This is a genomic window from Mesorhizobium sp. M6A.T.Cr.TU.016.01.1.1 (assembly GCF_003952585.1).
In the GTDB taxonomy this organism is placed as follows: Bacteria; Pseudomonadota; Alphaproteobacteria; order Rhizobiales; family Rhizobiaceae; genus Mesorhizobium; species Mesorhizobium mediterraneum.
This window is the reverse complement of the sequence record NZ_CP034452.1, coordinates 5,693,256-5,710,599: the sequence shown is the minus strand read 5'-3', so window position 1 is coordinate 5,710,599 and position 17,344 is coordinate 5,693,256. Positions and strand designations below refer to the sequence as shown.

At 62.7% G+C, this 17,344-nt stretch carries 15 protein-coding genes; 8 read left to right on the top strand and 7 right to left on the bottom strand.

Annotation, left to right across the window (positions count from 1 at the left end; all coding sequences use genetic code 11):
- The first annotated feature begins 35 nt into the window (after nt 1-35).
- Entirely contained in the window at nt 36-1,013 is a 978-nt protein-coding gene (locus EJ075_RS27605; RefSeq protein WP_348627344.1) for a response regulator, read from the top strand.
- Nucleotides 1,014-1,057: 44 nt separating this feature from the next.
- On the opposite strand, the gene EJ075_RS27600 is transcribed toward EJ075_RS27605, so the two are convergent.
- Nucleotides 1,058-1,360: a DUF982 domain-containing protein gene (locus EJ075_RS27600; protein WP_095485556.1), complete on the bottom strand. Its 303-nt coding sequence runs from the start codon at nt 1,358-1,360 to the stop codon at nt 1,058-1,060.
- Between the two features lie 318 nt (nt 1,361-1,678).
- Between EJ075_RS27600 and EJ075_RS27595 the strand changes: the two genes are divergently transcribed.
- Entirely contained in the window at nt 1,679-3,136 is a 1,458-nt protein-coding gene (locus EJ075_RS27595; protein ID WP_095485230.1) for an NCS1 family nucleobase:cation symporter-1, read from the top strand.
- Between the two features lie 162 nt (nt 3,137-3,298).
- On the opposite strand, the gene EJ075_RS27590 is transcribed toward EJ075_RS27595, so the two are convergent.
- From EJ075_RS27590 to tpiA, 5 genes are all read right to left on the bottom strand, one after another.
- Nucleotides 3,299-3,838: a DUF1697 domain-containing protein gene (locus EJ075_RS27590; RefSeq protein ID WP_126106493.1), complete on the bottom strand. Its 540-nt coding sequence runs from the start codon at nt 3,836-3,838 to the stop codon at nt 3,299-3,301.
- An 18-nt stretch (nt 3,839-3,856) separates the two neighbouring features.
- Entirely contained in the window at nt 3,857-5,494 is a 1,638-nt protein-coding gene (locus tag EJ075_RS27585) for a CTP synthase (RefSeq protein ID WP_095485232.1), read from the bottom strand.
- Nucleotides 5,495-5,631: 137 nt separating this feature from the next.
- Entirely contained in the window at nt 5,632-6,753 is a 1,122-nt protein-coding gene (locus EJ075_RS27580; protein ID WP_126107485.1) for a L,D-transpeptidase, read from the bottom strand.
- 212 nt (nt 6,754-6,965) lie between these two features.
- Nucleotides 6,966-7,445 (bottom strand): preprotein translocase subunit SecG, encoded by a 480-nt coding sequence (gene secG, locus EJ075_RS27575; RefSeq protein ID WP_095485233.1) that lies wholly within the window; start codon nt 7,443-7,445, stop codon nt 6,966-6,968.
- Between the two features lie 178 nt (nt 7,446-7,623).
- The gene (tpiA, locus tag EJ075_RS27570; RefSeq protein ID WP_095485234.1) at nt 7,624-8,391 is read right to left on the bottom strand and encodes a triose-phosphate isomerase; all 768 of its coding nucleotides are present in this window, start codon (nt 8,389-8,391) and stop codon (nt 7,624-7,626) included.
- A 144-nt stretch (nt 8,392-8,535) separates the two neighbouring features.
- Here tpiA and EJ075_RS27565 point away from each other — a divergent pair, with 144 nt between their 5' ends.
- The 6 genes from EJ075_RS27565 to lexA all read left to right on the top strand — a co-directional run bounded on the left by EJ075_RS27565 (nt 8,536) and on the right by lexA (nt 14,902).
- The gene (locus tag EJ075_RS27565; RefSeq protein WP_095485235.1) at nt 8,536-10,428 is read left to right on the top strand and encodes a SurA N-terminal domain-containing protein; all 1,893 of its coding nucleotides are present in this window, start codon (nt 8,536-8,538) and stop codon (nt 10,426-10,428) included.
- Entirely contained in the window at nt 10,425-11,435 is a 1,011-nt protein-coding gene (gene trpD / locus EJ075_RS27560; RefSeq protein ID WP_095485236.1) for an anthranilate phosphoribosyltransferase, read from the top strand. The genes EJ075_RS27565 and trpD overlap by 4 nt, the downstream gene beginning before the upstream one ends.
- A gap of 4 nt (nt 11,436-11,439) precedes the next feature.
- The gene (gene trpC / locus EJ075_RS27555; RefSeq protein WP_126106492.1) at nt 11,440-12,291 is read left to right on the top strand and encodes an indole-3-glycerol phosphate synthase TrpC; all 852 of its coding nucleotides are present in this window, start codon (nt 11,440-11,442) and stop codon (nt 12,289-12,291) included.
- A gap of 66 nt (nt 12,292-12,357) precedes the next feature.
- Nucleotides 12,358-12,855, top strand: a complete 498-nt coding sequence (gene moaC, locus EJ075_RS27550) for a cyclic pyranopterin monophosphate synthase MoaC (RefSeq protein WP_126106491.1) — start codon at nt 12,358-12,360, stop codon at nt 12,853-12,855.
- Nucleotides 12,855-14,060: a gephyrin-like molybdotransferase Glp gene (gene glp, locus EJ075_RS27545; protein WP_126106490.1), complete on the top strand. Its 1,206-nt coding sequence runs from the start codon at nt 12,855-12,857 to the stop codon at nt 14,058-14,060. The genes moaC and glp overlap by 1 nt, the downstream gene beginning before the upstream one ends.
- A 104-nt stretch (nt 14,061-14,164) precedes the next feature.
- On the top strand, nt 14,165-14,902 hold the full coding sequence (lexA, locus tag EJ075_RS27540; protein ID WP_126106489.1) for a transcriptional repressor LexA: 738 nt from the start codon (nt 14,165-14,167) through the stop codon (nt 14,900-14,902).
- On the opposite strand, the gene EJ075_RS27535 is transcribed toward lexA, so the two are convergent.
- Nucleotides 14,896-17,328, bottom strand: a complete 2,433-nt coding sequence (locus EJ075_RS27535; RefSeq protein ID WP_126106488.1) for a ComEC/Rec2 family competence protein — start codon at nt 17,326-17,328, stop codon at nt 14,896-14,898. The two genes, lexA and EJ075_RS27535, sit on opposite strands and share 7 nt — an antisense overlap.
- Nucleotides 17,329-17,344: the final 16 nt, after the last annotated feature.

The window sequence follows — 17,344 nt, the reverse complement described above, 5'->3', positions numbered from 1 at the left end:
CGGAGGGGCCGGCTGATTAACCAAGGCCAACGCAAATGGTGCCGCCGCTGCCAGGCAAAGCGGAACAAAAAGCCCCGCACGAACCTTACCAATCTGCTCATGCGCCATCGAGTGAGCCTGTGGTATCCGATCACGAAGATCATCGGCGCTTACCAACAAATCGCCGAAAATCAACGGTAAGTCTAATAAAGCAACGGCTCGGTCATGGGTTCCATACGTGCGGACGGTCTGAGATGTCAGTCGAACAGAACACTCGCTACAAAGAGCAGTCGAAAGGCAGAATCGAACAGGCAGTGACGCCGAAGCATATTCTTGTCGTCGATGACGACCCCGAAATCCGCGAAATGCTCACCAATTACCTGGAGAGCGAGAACTTCAGGGTCAGCGCTGTCACCGACAGCCGGTCCATGTCGCGTGTCCTCAATGAAAGACCGGTAGACCTGATGATCCTCGACATGCGGCTTGCCGATGAGGACGGGTTTGAAATCATGCGGCAACTCGGCAGTCCGCCGGAAGCTCCCATCATCATTATCACCGGCCACAGGCGCGACGAAGTGGATCGCGTCGTTGGATTGGAACTCGGAGCCGACGACTACATCACCAAGCCCTTCAGCCTCAGGGAACTGCTTGCGCGCGTTCGCGCCGTGCTGCGGCGATCGGGGTCAACGCGCCAGAATTCGCGGGGCAAGAAGCACAAACGCTACCGCTTTGCCGGCTGGGAGCTCGACATGCGGATGCGGCGCCTGAAATCGCCCGCGGGCGAAACAACGCCGCTGACCGCGGGGGAGTTCAACCTGCTGGCAGCGTTCCTGCAATCGCCGCAGCAGATCCTGAGCCGCGAGCAGCTTCTCGCTGCCAGCAGGATTCACGACGAAGAGGTGTTTGACCGCAGTATCGACGTGCAAATACTGCGACTGCGCCGCAAGCTCGAGGTCAACCCGAGCGAGCCGAAGCTCGTTGTCACCGAGCGGGGCGCTGGCTACCTGTTCGCTGCCTCGGTTGAGGTGCTGTGACTTTGCCGTAGGCCACGTTCACGGCGGGGCGCAAATATGAAGGTTCATCGCCTTAGCGCATGCACGCTATCAATATTTTCGCCGCCCATCGGCAGCGCCATGTCGTCGTCGAGCAAGCGCGTGATGCGGGCGAAGCCGGCAAAGGCCTTCCTTGCTTGCTCTGCCGACATCCGGCCCGCCAGAGCCGCGGAGCAGCAATTCACCGCGCATTGGTAGACTGGCCCCCGACGGCCTATTGGCCATTTACGCAAGAACCCCATCGCTTCGGCTACGCTATAAATTTCTTCGACAGGGCTTTCCTGCCCGCGCGAAATCCGCACAGGCGTAAAGAATTGCAGGCGATCCATCGTTTCCTCCCGGTCGATCGCTATGTGCTTGATCGAACCTTTAAACTCACGGCTGGCCATTTGGATTCCGGCAAACAGAGCCCGGTGAAAAAAGAGGTCGGGCTAAAATGAAGTCTCTCACATCGTTCGACCGAAATCGAATCACCAAACATGACAAACATGCGACGAACCGTTGCGCAGCGCCGATAAGCGCGATTCTCATTGAATATCTTTAAGGTCAAAGCCGGCAAATCAATCGGTTGCCGGTTCTCCAGCGTCAGGCTTAACCTGCGTAGTCAACGCGTGGAGGCGCGCGGCAACCAAGGGGAGGACATCGCAATGACCATACAAGGCGCATCACCCGACCTATACAACGAAGATCTCGCTCCGGCGAAGGTTCGAAACTGGGGACCGTTCTCGATCTTCAACGTCTGGACGTCGGACGTCCACAGTCTCTGGGGCTACTATCTGGCGGCAAGCCTGTTCCTGTTCTGCGGTGGCTTCGTCAACTTCATCATCGCCATCGGCATCGGTTCGCTGATCATCTACGTGCTGATGAACATGGTCGGCTATGCCGGCGTGAAGACCGGAGTGCCCTACCCCGTGCTTGCCCGCGCATCCTTCGGCATCTGGGGCGCCAACATACCAGCGCTGGTGCGCGCCATCGTCGCCTGCTTCTGGTACGGCGCGCAGACGGCGGCCGCGTCCGGCGCGATCGTGGCGTTGCTGATCCGATCGCAGTGGTTCGCCGATTTCAACCAGAACACGCATTTCCTCGGGCACACGGGCCTGGAGGTGATCTGCTTCGCGGTGATCTGGGCACTGCAGCTGCTGATCATCCAGAAAGGCATGGAAACGGTGCGCCGCTTCCAGGACTGGGCCGGACCGGCGGTATGGGTGATGATGCTGATCCTGGCGATCTATCTCTGCGTCAAATCCGGGACTTTTGCCTTCACCAGCGACATCCCGATGGACGTGCTGCTCGACAAGACCAAGGACGCTGGCGTGCCCGGCACGCCGGGCTCATGGACCTCGCTGTTCGCGGTGGCGGCGATCTGGGTGACCTATTTCTCGGCGCTCTATCTCAACTTCTGCGATTTCGCCCGCTATGCGCCGGACAAGGCGTCGCTGCGCAAGGGCAATATCTGGGGCCTGCCGGTCAACCTTATCCTGTTCTCGCTGGTCGCCGGCGTCACCACGATTGCCGCCTTCGACGTCTATGGCGAGGTGCTGCTGCATCCAGACCAGATATCGGCCAAGTTCGACAGCTGGTTCCTGGCGGCGCTCGCCGCCTTGACCTTCGCCGTGGCGACGCTCGGCATCAACGTGGTGGCAAACTTCGTGTCGCCGGCATTCGATTTTTCCAACGTCTTTCCACGGCAGATCGACTTCAAGAAGGGCGGCTATATCGCGGCGTTGATCGCGCTGGTGCTCTATCCCTTCGCGCCATGGGAAGGCAGCGCCGCTTCCTTCGTCAACATCATCGGTGCGACGATGGGGCCGATCTTCGGTGTCATGATGGTCGACTATTACCTGATCCGGAAGGGCGAGGTCGACGTTGAGGCCCTCTACAGGGAAGACGGCGAGTTCCGCTTCCAGGGCGGCTGGCACGTCAACGCCTTCGTCGCCGCCGGTATCGGCGCGATCTTCTCCTCGGTCCTGCCGAACTTCACCAACTGGCTGCCGTCGTGGTGGGGCGTCTATGGCTGGTTCTTCGGCGTGGCCATCGCCGGCGCCATCTATTACGTGCTGCGTACGATGGCACTGGGCGCCAGGGCCAGGATGGCAAAGGCCTGAGCGGTTTCTGCCTTCTCCCCTTGTGGGAGAAGGTGGATCGGCGCGCAGCGCCGAGACGGTTGAGGGGTGTTCCAGCGGAGTGAGACGTTGGCGTTCCCTGGAACACCCCTCATCCGTCGCCTTCGGCGACACCTTCTCCCACAAGGGGAGAAGGGAAAGCGCCTATCCGCCAACCATCTCCGCCAATTTGCGGACTGTGTTCCAGTTGCGCGACGTGCCGACACCGAGACGTTTATGGCTTGTCGCCGCAAGCAATCGCGAACTTGGCGTTTCGCGGGAAAAGACGACCCAGATGTCGCCGCTGACCGCCCGCATCTTTTCATCCTTGCCGACATAGGCGTCCAGCGCCGCGACGGCTTCCGCCGGAACGGGCTTGCGCATTACGCGCACCGCCACCTGGTCCGCGGCGGCAGCCGATTCGGCGGGAAACGGATTGCCGGCCGCAAGCATCAACCAGTCATTTGCGCAGCGCACGATGATATCGACATGGCGGCCGAAGGTTGCCTCGAACGCTGCTTCGAGCCGCCCTTCCAGCACTGCAATTTCCGTTTCTTGCGCCTCGAAGACCAGATTGCCGGTCGCCACCAGCGTGCGCGGGTTGCTCAGCCCCAGGCCTTGCGCCATAGCCCTGAGATCGGACATGACGACCCGGCGTCCCTCGCCCAGGACGATGCTGTAAAGCAGAGCGACATAGGTTTGCACGGCAGCCGGGCGGCAGGCCTAGACCAATCGCGACTGTTCCACTGCCGCTTCGATGAAGCTGGCAAACAGTGGATGCGGGTCGAGTGGCCGGCTTTTTAGTTCGGGGTGGTACTGCACGCCGATGAACCAGGGATGGTCTGGATATTCGACCGTCTCCGGCAGGACGCCGTCCGGCGACATGCCGGCAAAGACCAGGCCGCAATCCTCGAGCCGCTCCTTGTAGTCGACATTGACCTCATAGCGGTGGCGGTGACGCTCGGAAATCTGCGTGTCACCATAGATGTCGGCGATTTTCGAGCCCTTGGCGAGGTCCGCCTGATAGGCGCCGAGCCGCATGGTGCCGCCGAGGTCGCCGGTTTCCCTGCGCTTCTCCAGCATGTTGCCTTTCAGCCATTCGGTCATCAGGCCGACGACCGGTTCCTCGGTCGGGCCGAATTCGGTCGACGAGGCATGCTCGACGCCGGCCAGCGAACGCGCTGCCTCGATGCAGGCCATCTGCATGCCGAAGCAGATGCCGAAATACGGCACTTTTCGCTCGCGGGCGAACTTCGCCGCCAAGATCTTGCCTTCCGCGCCGCGCTCGCCAAAGCCGCCGGGGACCAGAATGCCATGGACCTTCTCCAGCCACGGCGCAGGATCTTCCTTCTCGAATATTTCGCTCTCGATCCAGTCGAGCTTGACCTTGACGCGGTTGGCAAGACCGCCATGCGACAGCGCCTCGATCAGCGATTTGTAAGCGTCCTTGAGACCGGTGTATTTGCCGACGACGGCGATGGTCACCTCGCCTTCCGGATTGTGGATGCGCTTCGACACCGCTTGCCAGGGCTCCATACGCGGCTTCGGCGCCGGATCTATGCCGAAAGCGGCCAGCACTTCCGAATCCAACCCTTCATTGTGATAGGCCATCGGCACGTCGTAGATGTGCGGCACGTCGAGTGCCTGGATGACCGCACTTTCGCGCACGTTGCAGAACAGCGACAGTTTACGGCGCTCTTCCCTAGGGATGGGACGGTCGGCGCGGACCAGCAGGATGTCGGGCGCGATGCCGATGCCGCGCAATTCCTTGACCGAATGCTGGGTCGGCTTGGTCTTCAATTCGCCCGCCGTCGGGATGTAGGGCATAAGCGTCAGATGCACATAGACGGCGTTGTTGCGCGGCAGGTCGTTGCCGAGCTGGCGGATCGCCTCCAGGAACGGCATCGCCTCGATGTCGCCGACGGTGCCACCGATCTCGCACAGGACGAAGTCGTAATCGTCATTGCCGTTGAGGACGAAATTCTTGATCTCGTCGGTAACGTGCGGAATGACCTGCACCGTGGCGCCGAGATAGTCGCCGCGCCGCTCCCGCTCGATGATGTTCTTGTAGATGCGGCCGGTTGTGATGTTGTCCTGCTGGTTGGCCGAACGACCGGTGAAGCGCTCATAATGGCCAAGATCGAGATCGGTCTCGGCGCCGTCATCGGTCACGAAGACCTCGCCATGCTGGTATGGCGACATCGTGCCGGGATCGACATTGAGATAGGGATCAAGCTTCTTTATGCGTGCGCGATAGCCTCGCGCCTGCAAGAGAGCCCCAAGGGCCGCTGCAGCGATGCCTTTTCCGAGTGAGGAGACCACGCCGCCTGTGATGAATACATATCGCGCCATGGGAGTCATCGCTTAACGCGGCCGAATTGATTCCGCCAGAGAAAAAACCGCCGCGAAGGCTTTTTCCCAAGAAGGCGCTGTGGCGATGGATGAGCAAAACAAAAGGGCCGGCGAGGCCGGCCCTTTCGGCAGTATGGTTAAAAACGTCAGATGATGACGACCTTGGTGCCGACTTTCACCCTGCGGTAAAGGTCCATGACGTGCTCGTTGATCATGCGGAAGCAGCCATTGGAGGCGCTCGTTCCGATCGACTGCGGCGCGATGGTGCCGTGAATGCGCAGATGCGTGTCCTTCTTGCCTTCGTAGAGATAGATGGCGCGCGCGCCGAGCGGATTGTCGCCGCCGCCGGGCATGCCGTCCTTGTACCGGCCATAATTCTTCGGTTCGCGCTTCTGCATGTCGAGCGTCGGGATCCAGCGCGGCCATTCCTGCTTATCGCCGACCGCGACCGTGCCCTTGAACTGCAGGCCGTCACGGCCGACGGCGATGGCGTAGCGGCGGGCCGTCGACGAGGACTCGACGAGATAGAGGCGGCGCGCGCTTGTATCGATGACGATGGTGCCGGGATTGTAGCCGGTGAACTCCACGCTCTGCGGCACGAACTCCGGCTTTACCGTGAACTGTTTCTTGGCTTCCTTCCTGGCGAGTGCGGCGTCAAGAGCGCGCGTCTCGGGGAGCAGCGACATTGAAGAGGACGAGGCGGTGCCGCCGAACAGGCCGGCAAAGAGTCCGACGTTCTGCGGCTTCTGTCCGACCGGCTCGCTGCGCAATTCGCCGTTGTTGCGGACCAGCGCGACGTTCATGGCCTCGGCGGAACCTAGTTCGGCCGACTGGATCGGTGCGATGGGTTGAACCGGTTCGATGATCTTCTTCTTAGCCGGCTTGGCGTCGGCCAACTGGGCAGGCTTATCTTTCTTGGCAAGGCCCTTCTTGGCAAGAAACGCCTGCCGTTCCGCGTCGGCCTTGGCTTTGGCCGCCTCCCGCATCGCCAGCTTCCTGGCTTCGACCGCCTTGGCTCGAGCGGCCTCCTTGTCGGCCGCGATCTTGGCTTCGAGCTTGCTGATCTGGGCAAGATCGTCCGAGGTCGGTTTTTTCTTCTTCTTGAGGAGTCTTAGTTGCGCCGTGTCGCTTTTGGCGGCGACGTTGACGACGTCAGTTGTCACTGCGGCTTTAGAGGCCGAATTGCCCGCCGGCATAGCCGCGTAAGCGGGCGCACCAAGGCTGAGCACGGCACAAAGGCCGGCTAAAATGAAGCTGCGAAGCTGCATGGCGAAGATCCGATCGTTCAATGCTTGTTGCCCACGGCGTCGCCCGGCGTCCCCCAAGGACCCCGAAAGTGCCGCGCGCAATCTATAATCGATTAAGCGGAGACGCCTCAAGCGCCCTGTCGTGCCGTGCCCGGTCGAATCGTCGTGATCGTGCGGCATTTGCCGCGACTGTGTTCAAACAACAACAGATCGCGGCGCCGGACGCCTGCCGATTACTGGTTTGGGACCTGCGGCGTTACTGGCAGGGTGACGCCGTTTGTGGCCGGCGGTGTGGTCGAACCCGCTGCAGGCGGCGCAGCGGGAGCCGGAGCTGCGGCATCATTGCCGGAAGGTGGCGTTGGTGCCGTGTTGCCGGAAGGTGCCGTGTTGCCGGAAGGCGGCGTCGGCGCCGTGGTGCCAGGCAACTGGTTGAGCACGCCACCACCCGCGCCGTTCGCCGCCGGCACGCGATCGAGAATATCGATCGGCTTCTCGCCGTAACGGGCGATGATCGACAGCGTCAGCGAGGTGGCGAAGAAAGCCGCGGCCAGGATCGCCGTCGCCCGCGTCAGCGCGTTGGCGGCGCCGCGCGCGGTCATGAAGCCCGATCCGCCGCCGATGCCGAGGCCGCCGCCTTCGGAGCGCTGCAGCAGCACCACACCGACAAGAGCGAGCACGACCATGAGGTGGACGACGATTAGTACGGTTTCCATAGTTTATCCTGGCAAAGCCTTGCGCGGCCGTGGATACGACCGGTGATTTGGAGGCGGCTCAATACAATGCTTTGACGGCATTTCCAAGCCCGTGGCCGGAATATGGGAAGCAATGCGCCCTTTGCAACGATTTCCGCTGCGGCATGGCCTATCCGAGGTGCCCGACAGGATCTGGCTGCTACGAGATATTTCGATAGGCTTCGGCGATGCCGAGAAAGTCCGCCGCCTTCAGACTGGCGCCGCCGACCAGCGCGCCGTCGACATTTTTCACGCCAAGCAGTTCGACGGCGTTCGACGGCTTGACCGAGCCGCCATAGAGGATACGCATCTTCGCCGCTGCACTGCCAAGCTTTTCCGACAGTTTTTCGCGAATATGCGCATGCGCCTCCGTAACGTCGGCGGCGGTCGGCGTCAGCCCCGTGCCGATCGCCCATACCGGCTCGTAGGCGATGACGGTATTCGACGCCGTGGCGTTGGGCGGCACCGAGCCGGCGATCTGGCGCGACAGCACGTCGAGTGTAGCGCCAGCTTCGCGTTCGGCTCTCGTCTCGCCGATGCAGATGATGGCCACCAGCCCGGCCCGCCACGCAGCGGACGCCTTGGCCTGAACGATCGCGTCGTCCTCGTTGTTATCGGCGCGGCGTTCGGAATGACCGACGATGACGTGGCTGGCGCCCGCATCTTTCAGCATCTCGGCCGAAATGCAGCCGGTATGGGCGCCGCTCTCCTTGGTGTGGCAATCCTCGCCGCCGGCCCGGACCGGCGTGCGCGACAAAATCTCTGCGGCGTGCGCAAGCAGCGTCGCCGGAACGCAGACCAGCGCTTCGGTCTCCGCATCGAGCCCACTCATGAAGCCGTTGCCGATCATCCTGAGTTCGTTGAGCGAGGCGCTGGTGCCGTTCATTTTCCAGTTGCCTGCGACCAGCGGGCGGATTCCTGGCGTCATGGGATTTGTTTCTCCGGGCAACATTCGGCTGCGTCCTCACTACCAAACTCAGCCCACAAAGCAATCGACAGTGGGCCGGAAGGACGCTATTGCGCTTGTTTCAGACTCGGCGCATGCGAAAATGCGCAAAAAATCGGAAGTGACATGCTTGGTATCTTGAGAAGCGCGGCGGGGACCTGGGTGGCGAAGGCGCTGCTGATATTGTTGGTGTTGAGCTTCGCCGTCTGGGGCATTTCGGGACAGCTTCTGGGTGGTTTTGCAGGCCACGACGCGGTTATCACGGCCGGAGGCACCAAAGTATCGATCAACGAGTATCGTCTCGCCTATGATCGCCAGATCAGCGTGATGTCGCAGCAATTCGGCCAGCGCATCAGCCGCGAGCAGGCGACGGCGCTCGGCCTGGACAACCAGGTGCTGGCGCAACTCGTGTCGGGTGCAGTGCTCGATGAGCAGGCCCGCAAGCTCGGGCTTGGGCTGTCCAAGGACCGCCTGGCCCAACTCACGCATGAGGACCCGGCCTTCAAGGGCCCCGGCGGCACCTTCGACAGAAGGACTTTCGAATACATACTGCAACAGGTCGGCATGCGGCCTGAAGACTATCTCAGGAATCGCGCCCAGGTGGCTGTGCGCCAGCAGATCGTCGAGGCGGTTTCGGACGGTCTCAAGACCCCGGATACCTTCTTGAAGGCGGTCGCGCTCTATCGTGGCGAAGACCGCACCATCGACTACCTGACTTTACCGAAATCGCTGGTCGAGCCGATTGAAGCGCCGTCCGACAGCGTGCTTTCGACCTATTTCGAGGAAAACAAGAAGACCTATGCGGCGCCTGAATACCGCAAATTCTCCTATGTCAGGCTCGAGCCGCAAGACATTATGGATCTGAGTGCCGTGACCGACCAACAGGTCAGCGACGACTACAACAAGAACAAGGGGCGCTACACCACGCCGGAAACGCGCACCATCGAACAGCTCGTGTTCAAGACGCCTGATGCCGCCAAGGCCGCGCTCGATTCACTCAAGACCGGCGCGACCTTCGACAAGATCGTTGCCGCCGAAGGCAAGACGCAAGCCGACACGCTGCTTGGCACGCTGCCCAAGGACAAGATTGCCGACAAGGCGGTGGCCGACGCCGCCTTCGCGCTCAACGCCAACGAGATCAGCCCGGTCGTTCAGGGCGCCTTTGGTGCGGTGCTGCTGCGCGTCACCGACATCAAGCCCGAAGTGGTGAAGCCGCTGGCCGAAGTGTCCGCCGAGATCCGCAAGGATCTGGCGTTGAGCGAGGCAAGCCGCATTCTGCTGGACGTGCATGACAACTACGAAGACATGCGCGCTTCGGGCAGCACGCTTACGCAAGCTGCCGAAAAACTGAAGCTGAAGGTCGTCACTATCGATGCGATCGATCGCACCGGCCAGAGGCCGGACGGCACCATCGTCAACGACCTGCCGGAATCGCCGGATCTCATCAAGGCGGTGTTCGACGCCGAACCCGGCACCGAGAATCCCGACCTCACCACCGCCGGCAACGGCTTCGTGTTCTACGAGGTGGATTCGATCACGCCGGCCCGCGACCGCACGCTGGATGAAGTCCACCAGAAGGTAGTGGCCGACTGGACGGCGGCGGAAACGACCAAGCGGCTCACCGCAAAAGCGGTTGAACTCGAAAAGCGTCTCAAGGCCGGCACCACGCTCGATGTAATCGCAAGCGAGCTCAAGCTCGAGAAGCAGACCAAGCGCGGCGTCAAGCGCGAGGCGGACGACGTCGATTTCGGCAAGGAAGGGGCGGCAGCGATGTTCGGCGAAGGCGAAGGCGGGACCGGGTTGATCCCCTCGCCCACCGGCGACGGACAGATCCTGTTCAAGATTGCCGAAGTCTTCGAGCCTGCCGGAGCCGACGCCAGCTCGGTGCCGGACGACGCGCAGAAATCCTTCACATCCGGCATGTCCGACGACCTGCTCGACCAGTTGGTGGCGCAGTTGCAGACGCAATACGACGTTCGTATCGATCAGACAGCTGTTGCCCAAGCCCTGACCAGATGAGCGCGCTCAAGACCCATATCGCAAAGGTCGCCGCAGGCACCGCCCTTTCCTTCGAGGAGGCGCGCGAGGCCTTCGACATCATCATGTCGGGCGACGCTACGCCCGGCCAGATCGGCGGCTTCCTGATGGCGCTGCGGGTGCGCGGCGAGACGGTGAGCGAGATTTCCGGCGCCGTCGCAACGATGCGCGCCAAGATGCTGCGTGTCGATGCGCCCGCTGACGCCATCGACATCGTCGGCACCGGCGGCGACAATTCGCACAGCGTCAACATCTCGACCGCTTCCGCCTTCGTCGTCGCCGCTTGCGGCGTGCCGGTGGCTAAGCACGGCAATCGCGGACTGTCCTCGCAGACCGGCGCCGCCGACGTGCTGACCGCGCTCGGCGTCAAGATCGATATCCCGCCGGAAACGATCAGCCGCTGCATCCACGATGCAGGCGTCGGCTTCATGTTCGCGCCGGCGCATCATCCGGCGATGAAGCATGTCGGCCCGACCCGCGTCGAGCTCGGCACCCGCACCATCTTCAACCTGCTTGGCCCGCTCTCCAATCCGGCTGGTGTCAGCAGGCAGATGGTTGGCGTCTTCTTGCCGGAATGGATCATGCCGGTGGCCGAGACGCTGAAGGCATTGGGCGCCGAACACGCCTGGGTCGCCCATGGCGACGGCTATGACGAAATCACCACCACTGGCGAAACCCAAGTGGCCGAGCTGGTCGGCGGTGAGATCCGCAGCTTTACGCTAACCCCGGAAGCAGTCGGGCTGAAGCGGCACACCAAGGACGAGTTGCGCGGCGGCGACGCCGCCTATAACGCCCAGGCGCTACGCGACATGCTGGGCGGCGCCGCCGGCGCCTTTCGTGATACGGTGCTGATGAACGCCGGCGCCGGACTGGTGGTGGCTGGCAAGGCGACGATGCTTGCCGACGGCATGGCGACGGCGGCGCAAGCCATCGACAGCGGCCGGGCGCTGCAAGTGCTCGACCGGCTGGTCGAGATTTCGAACGGATAGAGCCGTGTCTGATATCCTGCGCAAGATCGAAGCCTACAAGCGCGACGAGATCGCGGCGGCGAAGGCGCGCGTGCCGCTTGCCGAGATCAAGGCGCGGGCGAAGGACACCGATGCGCCGCGCGGCTTTCTCTCGGCCCTTGAAGCCAGGCGCAAATCCGGCAGCTTCGCGCTGATCGCCGAGATCAAGAAGGCGAGCCCTTCCAAGGGCCTGATCCGAGCCGATTTCGATCCGCCGGCACTGGCCAGGGCCTATGCGAAAGGTGGCGCCGCCTGCCTCTCGGTGCTGACCGACGCGCCGTCCTTCCAGGGCGCGCCTGAATTCCTCACCGATGCGCGCAGTGCCGTGACATTGCCCGCCTTGCGCAAGGATTTTCTGTTCGAGCCTTATCAGGTGTTCGAAGCCCGTGCGTGGGGCGCTGACGCCATCCTGATCATCATGGCGAGCGTCGATGACGCCGTGGCCAGGGAGCTCGAAATGACGGCTTTCGAGCTCGGCATGGACGCGCTGGTCGAGGTGCATGACGAAGCCGAGACGGAACGCGCGCTGAAACTGTCGTCACGGCTGATCGGCATCAACAACCGCAACCTCCGGACGTTCGAAACCAGTCTCGATACTTCGGAGCGGCTCGCGACGATGGTGCCGGCCGACCGCCTGCTGGTCAGCGAGAGCGGTATTTTCTCGCACGAAGATTGCCGCAGGCTGGAAAAAAGCGACATCGGCACCTTCCTCGTCGGCGAGAGCCTGATGCGGCAACAGGACGTGGCCGCCGCAACGCACCTGCTTTTGACGGGTAAGGCGCCGGCTCATGCATCGGCCCGAAAATCGGAATCGATTTTCGGAGAGCACGATGCATAAATCCAAAGTGTTAGAGCATGCTATGTGCGTCCAAACGGACGCACGTCGTTCTAAGGCCGTCTGACGATGACGGCTGCCCTCACCCATCTTGGCGCGAAAGGCGAAGCCAATATGGTCGATGTCGGCGACAAGGCGGAAACGACCCGCACGGCGATCGCCGAAGGTCTTGTCTCGATGCGGCCAGAAACGCTGAAGATGATCCTCGACGGCGATGCCAAGAAAGGCGACGTGCTGGGCACGGCGCGCATCGCCGGCATCATGGCGGCCAAGAGGACGCATGAGCTGATCCCGCTCTGTCACCCGCTGCTGTTGACCAAGATATCCGTCGACATCGAACCGGACGCGACGCTGCCTGGCCTGAAGGTCACGGCGCTGGCCCGCGTCACCGGCAAGACCGGCGTCGAGATGGAGGCGCTGACCGCCGTCTCGGTCGCTTGCCTGACCATCTACGACATGGCTAAGGCGGTCGACCGCGCCATGGTGATCTCCGGCATCAGGCTGGTGGAAAAGACCGGCGGCAAATCCGGCGTCTACAAAGTAAGCGCCCAAGGGGCAGGCCAATAATGGCGCTGCTTCCGGTTGCCGACGCGCTCGAGCGCCTGCTTGAAGATGCTGCGCCCTTGCAAGCTGAAAGCCTCACCCTGATGGACGCCGCCGACCGGATACTGGCGGACCCGCTCACGGCGCTCCGCACCCAGCCGCCCTTCAACGCGTCCGCCATGGACGGCTATGCCGTGCGGGCCGAGGATGTCGCCTCCGCGCCGGCAACACTTGCGGTGATCGGCATGGCGCCGGCCGGACGCGGCTTTGCCGGAACAGTCGGCCCGGCGCAGGCCGTGCGCATCTTCACCGGCGCGCCGCTTCCCGCAGGCGCTGACACCATCGTCATCCAGGAGAATGTCCGCGACCTCGGCGGCGGCAGCATCGAAGTGACCGCGTCGACGGTTGAAGGCCGCAACATCCGCCGCCTCGGGCTCGATTTCTCGAAGGGCGACGTTCTGCTGGAGAAAGGCCGCCTGCTTGATCCGGCGGCGTTGTCGCTGGCGGCGTCGGCCAACCATCCGCAGGTCAGCGTGGTGAAACGGCCGCTGGTCGCCATCATCGCCACCGGCGACGAATTGCTGCCGCCAGGCAGCGACCTTGGCCCGGACCAGATCATCTCGTCCAACGCCTATGGCGTCGCTGCCGCGGCCCGCTCGGTCGGCGCCAGCGCGCTCGACCTCGGCATCGCCCCCGACCGCAAAGAGGCGATTGCCGCGCTGGTGAAAAAGGCGGTTAACGCAGGGGCTGACGTCATCGTCACGCTGGGCGGCGCCTCGGTCGGCGACCACGACCTCGTCCACGACGTGCTGACCGGCGAAGGCATGACGCTCGATTTCTGGAAGATCGCCATGCGGCCCGGCAAGCCGCTGATGTTCGGTCGGCTGGGCGACATCCGCTGCATCGGCCTGCCCGGCAATCCGGTGGCGAGCCTAGTCTGCACGCAGCTCTTCCTGAAGCCGCTGCTTGCGCGGCTTGGCGGACGCGCCTACCGGCAGGACATGCGTCAGGCGCGGCTCGGTGCCGCCATGGCGGCCAACGATATCAGGCAGGACTATGTACGCGCCGTGGTGAAGGAAGACGCGGGCACGCTCAAGGCGACGCCGTTCGGCATCCAGGATTCCTCGATGCTCAGAATGCTGGCCGACGCCAACGGGCTGATCGTGCGCGAGCCATTCGCTCCCCCCGCCGCGACAGGTGCCGCCTGCACCGTGCTGATGCTACGCTGAACAAAACGTCAACACATTCATTAAACTTTAAACAGTTGCGGAACACAACTGGAACAGATAGTGTTTGTTCTGGGTTTGTTTTTCTGATTCTGTTGGGGGTCGCGATGCTGACACGCAAACAACATGAGCTGCTGATGTTCATCCACGAGCGGCTGAAGGAAAGCGGCATTCCGCCCTCGTTTGACGAGATGAAGGAAGCGCTCGATCTCGCGTCCAAATCGGGAATCCATCGGCTGATCACGGCGCTGGAGGAGCGCGGCTTCATTCGCCGGCTGCCCAACCGCGCCCGCGCGCTGGAAGTGCTGCGCTTGCCCGATTCGATCGCGCCCGGCCTCAATGCGGCGCGCAAATTCTCGCCGAGCGTCATTCAGGGCAGCCTTGGGCAGGGCAGCCTCGGCCGACAGATCAAGCCGGCGCCGTCACGCATGCCTGCGGCCGGCAATGACGACGACGTCGTTGCCACCGTCTCCATTCCGGTGATGGGCCGCATCGCTGCCGGTGTGCCGATCGATGCCATCCAGCACCAGACGCATTCGATCTCGGTGCCACCGGACATGATCACAGGCGGCGCGCACTACGCGCTGGAGGTCAAGGGTGATTCGATGATCGAGGCCGGCATCTTCGACGGCGACACGGTCATCATTCGCAACGCCGACACCGCCCAGCCTGGCGAGATCATTGTCGCCCTGGTCGACGAGGAGGAAGCGACGCTGAAGCGGTTCCGCCGCAAAGGCGCCTCGATCGCCCTGGAAGCCGCCAACCCGGCCTATGAGACGCGCATCTTCGGGCCGGACCGGGTCAAGGTGCAAGGCAAGCTCGTCGGATTGATCCGACGTTACTGAACGGCAGCTTTCTTGGGTTTCTCAGGCTTACGGTATGGCGGCAGGCCCCTAGCCTCGCGAGAAAATCTCCGCTGCTCATGCCAAGGCCTATATGGCTGTTTGACGGCAAAACGGATTTCTGCGCGCGTCGTCGCCGATAGCGGATCGAAAAAGACGGCGGCACTGCCCATGCGAGCGAGCTGCCGTTTGGTCACGACGAGGACCAGCGGGTTGCGGCAGGGATTATAATAGGCCGTGGCATCGTCGATGACGATCAAGTCCGCAAAGGCACAGGCTGGCCGCGCGATTTTGCGGTCGTCGGCGAGCGCGATGATCGCGCCGGACGGATGCCGGGCGAGGCACAGGCCGGCAGTGCAATAGAAAGGCGCTCCCGGCGGCAGGTCGGCCGGGTCGGCGATGTCGAACCGCACGTCTCCTTTTTCGAACGTCTCCGGCTCGACAATGGTCGCTGAAGTCAGCGCATGTTTCCAGTTGTCGGTGGTGAATTCGTTCGAGCGCACCCGGTTGACGGCAAGTTCGCCGCCGCCGATCGGCAGCGCCACCAGATGCGCATCCTCCGAGATCAGCACGTCGGGGGTTCGCGTCTCGGAAATCGTCAGCAGGCCGGCAAGCGCAAAGGGAAGTGCCGCAAGCCGCAACCATGTCGTCGCCATCGTGGCGATGACCAGGGCGACCGTCACCAGCAGAACCGACTGCAACGAAATCAGCCCGACTGCATCGACCGGCGAACGTTCGGAGATCCATCCCGATATTGCAATCATGGCCGTCAGCCCCTTGCCCATCATGTAGAGGAAAGGTCCGTCGAAGCCGAAAGGCATTGCCAAGGCGCTGACGACCGCCAGGAACATGACGACCGTGACGATCGGCATGACGGCCAGATTGGCAAACAGACTGAGCGGCGAGACGCGCTGGAAGTGCCAGATGGCGAAGAGCGCGGTGGCGCTGCCGGCAATGATGGAGGTCATGGCGATGGTGCCTGTTCCAGCGACGAGCTTCCGCGTGACGAAAGCGGCCGGTGACCGTCGTTGTGGCGGCGCCGTGGCCTTGTCGGCACGATAGTCGGACCAGCCGGCATAGGCGCCCACGAGAGCCGCGGTCGCGGCGAAGGACATCTGGAAGCTTGGGCCGACCACCTCGTGCGGCGACACGACGATGACGGCGATGGCTGAAATCGTAAGATTGCGCATGGTGAGCGCAGCCCGGTCGAACAGCACGGCGACAAGCATTACCGCCAGCATGATGAAGCTGCGCTCAGCCGCGACCACGATGCCGGAAAAAATGAGATAGGCAGCGATGGAAAGGAGTGCGGCTGCAGCCGCATATTTTTTGACCGGCCGGCGCGACGAAAAATCGGGAAACAGCGCAAAGGCGCCGCGCAGCAATCCCATGATGGTGCCGGCGACAAGCGCCATGTGCAGGCCGGAAATGGAGATGATGTGGTAGATGCCGGTGCGCCGCATCGATTCGTTGATCTCTTCGGGGATGCCGGCACGCACGCCGACGATCAGCGCAGCGGCAATCTCCCCCTCGGCGCCACCGATGCTGTCCCTGATATGGTCGGCGATGGTTTCACGCGCCTTTTCGATCGACGAAGAAAGGCGCGCTGCTAACGGTGCATCTTCGGAAGCGACGATCTTCGGATTGCCGAGGAAAAAGCCACTGGCGCCGATACCGGCGAAATAGCTGTCAAAGGAGAAGTCATAGCTGTCGGGCCGAACCGGGCCAGTCGGAGGCAAAAGCCTTGCATAGCCGGTTGCCACCGAGCCTGCGGTCATCTCAGCGGGAATTTTGCGTGCCGAAACCCTGACACGTTCCGGTGCATAACGCAGTGTCGGCCGGGCGGTCGATATCACGTCGAGGGTCAGCCTGATCCGGCCGTTCGCCATCTGGTCGAGCCTGACGACGCGGCCGGTGAGTTGGGTCTGGATTACCGAACCGAGCATCTGCGTTCCCGCGCGCCAGGTTTCAACCTTGGCGGCGAGCACACCGAGCGCGCACAGCAACGCTGCCATGAAACACAAATGTGTTTTGCGCCATGACCGCGTGACCGCTGCGCACAATGCCGTGAGGACCACCACGGCAATGGGCTGCGGAAAGTCCGGTTCCACGGCAAGCGAGAAATAGACGATCACTCCGGATGCCAGGAAAACCGGCACCAGCAGGAAGGCGACGCCGCGGTCGAGCTCCATGCCCGCCGCCGAAACCACGCTGTTGCGGAGAGCGGATAGTGAAAGACGGCGGAAATGAACGACAGGCCCGGGTATTGGCGCGGAGCGGTCCGGCGAGAGAGGCTGGATGCCGGGGTGCGACGCAGGCAGCGAAACGGGTAGCGGCTCGACGGGAGAAACGTCGGCAAACAGCGATCGTTCGCTGACGCTCGCGATCGCGCCCTCGCTCTCGTCCACGCCGCGGCCTGGTCCAGCCATCGGGTCTGCCCCTTGC

What these genes read in the sequence shown, in the direction of transcription:
- EJ075_RS27605 (WP_348627344.1), top strand. Translation starts at nt 36, where the DNA reads ATGGTGCCGCCGCTGCCAGGCAAAGCGGAACAAAAAGCCCCGCACGAA.
- EJ075_RS27600 (WP_095485556.1), bottom strand. Translation starts at nt 1,360, where the DNA reads ATGGATCGCCTGCAATTCTTTACGCCTGTGCGGATTTCGCGCGGGCAG.
- EJ075_RS27595 (WP_095485230.1), top strand. Translation starts at nt 1,679, where the DNA reads ATGACCATACAAGGCGCATCACCCGACCTATACAACGAAGATCTCGCT.
- EJ075_RS27585 (WP_095485232.1), bottom strand. Translation starts at nt 5,494, where the DNA reads ATGACTCCCATGGCGCGATATGTATTCATCACAGGCGGCGTGGTCTCC.
- EJ075_RS27580 (WP_126107485.1), bottom strand. Translation starts at nt 6,753, where the DNA reads ATGCAGCTTCGCAGCTTCATTTTAGCCGGCCTTTGTGCCGTGCTCAGC.
- secG (WP_095485233.1), bottom strand. Translation starts at nt 7,445, where the DNA reads ATGGAAACCGTACTAATCGTCGTCCACCTCATGGTCGTGCTCGCTCTT.
- tpiA (WP_095485234.1), bottom strand. Translation starts at nt 8,391, where the DNA reads ATGACGCCAGGAATCCGCCCGCTGGTCGCAGGCAACTGGAAAATGAAC.
- EJ075_RS27565 (WP_095485235.1), top strand. Translation starts at nt 8,536, where the DNA reads ATGCTTGGTATCTTGAGAAGCGCGGCGGGGACCTGGGTGGCGAAGGCG.
- trpD (WP_095485236.1), top strand. Translation starts at nt 10,425, where the DNA reads ATGAGCGCGCTCAAGACCCATATCGCAAAGGTCGCCGCAGGCACCGCC.
- moaC (WP_126106491.1), top strand. Translation starts at nt 12,358, where the DNA reads ATGACGGCTGCCCTCACCCATCTTGGCGCGAAAGGCGAAGCCAATATG.
- glp (WP_126106490.1), top strand. Translation starts at nt 12,855, where the DNA reads ATGGCGCTGCTTCCGGTTGCCGACGCGCTCGAGCGCCTGCTTGAAGAT.
- lexA (WP_126106489.1), top strand. Translation starts at nt 14,165, where the DNA reads ATGCTGACACGCAAACAACATGAGCTGCTGATGTTCATCCACGAGCGG.
- EJ075_RS27535 (WP_126106488.1), bottom strand. Translation starts at nt 17,328, where the DNA reads ATGGCTGGACCAGGCCGCGGCGTGGACGAGAGCGAGGGCGCGATCGCG.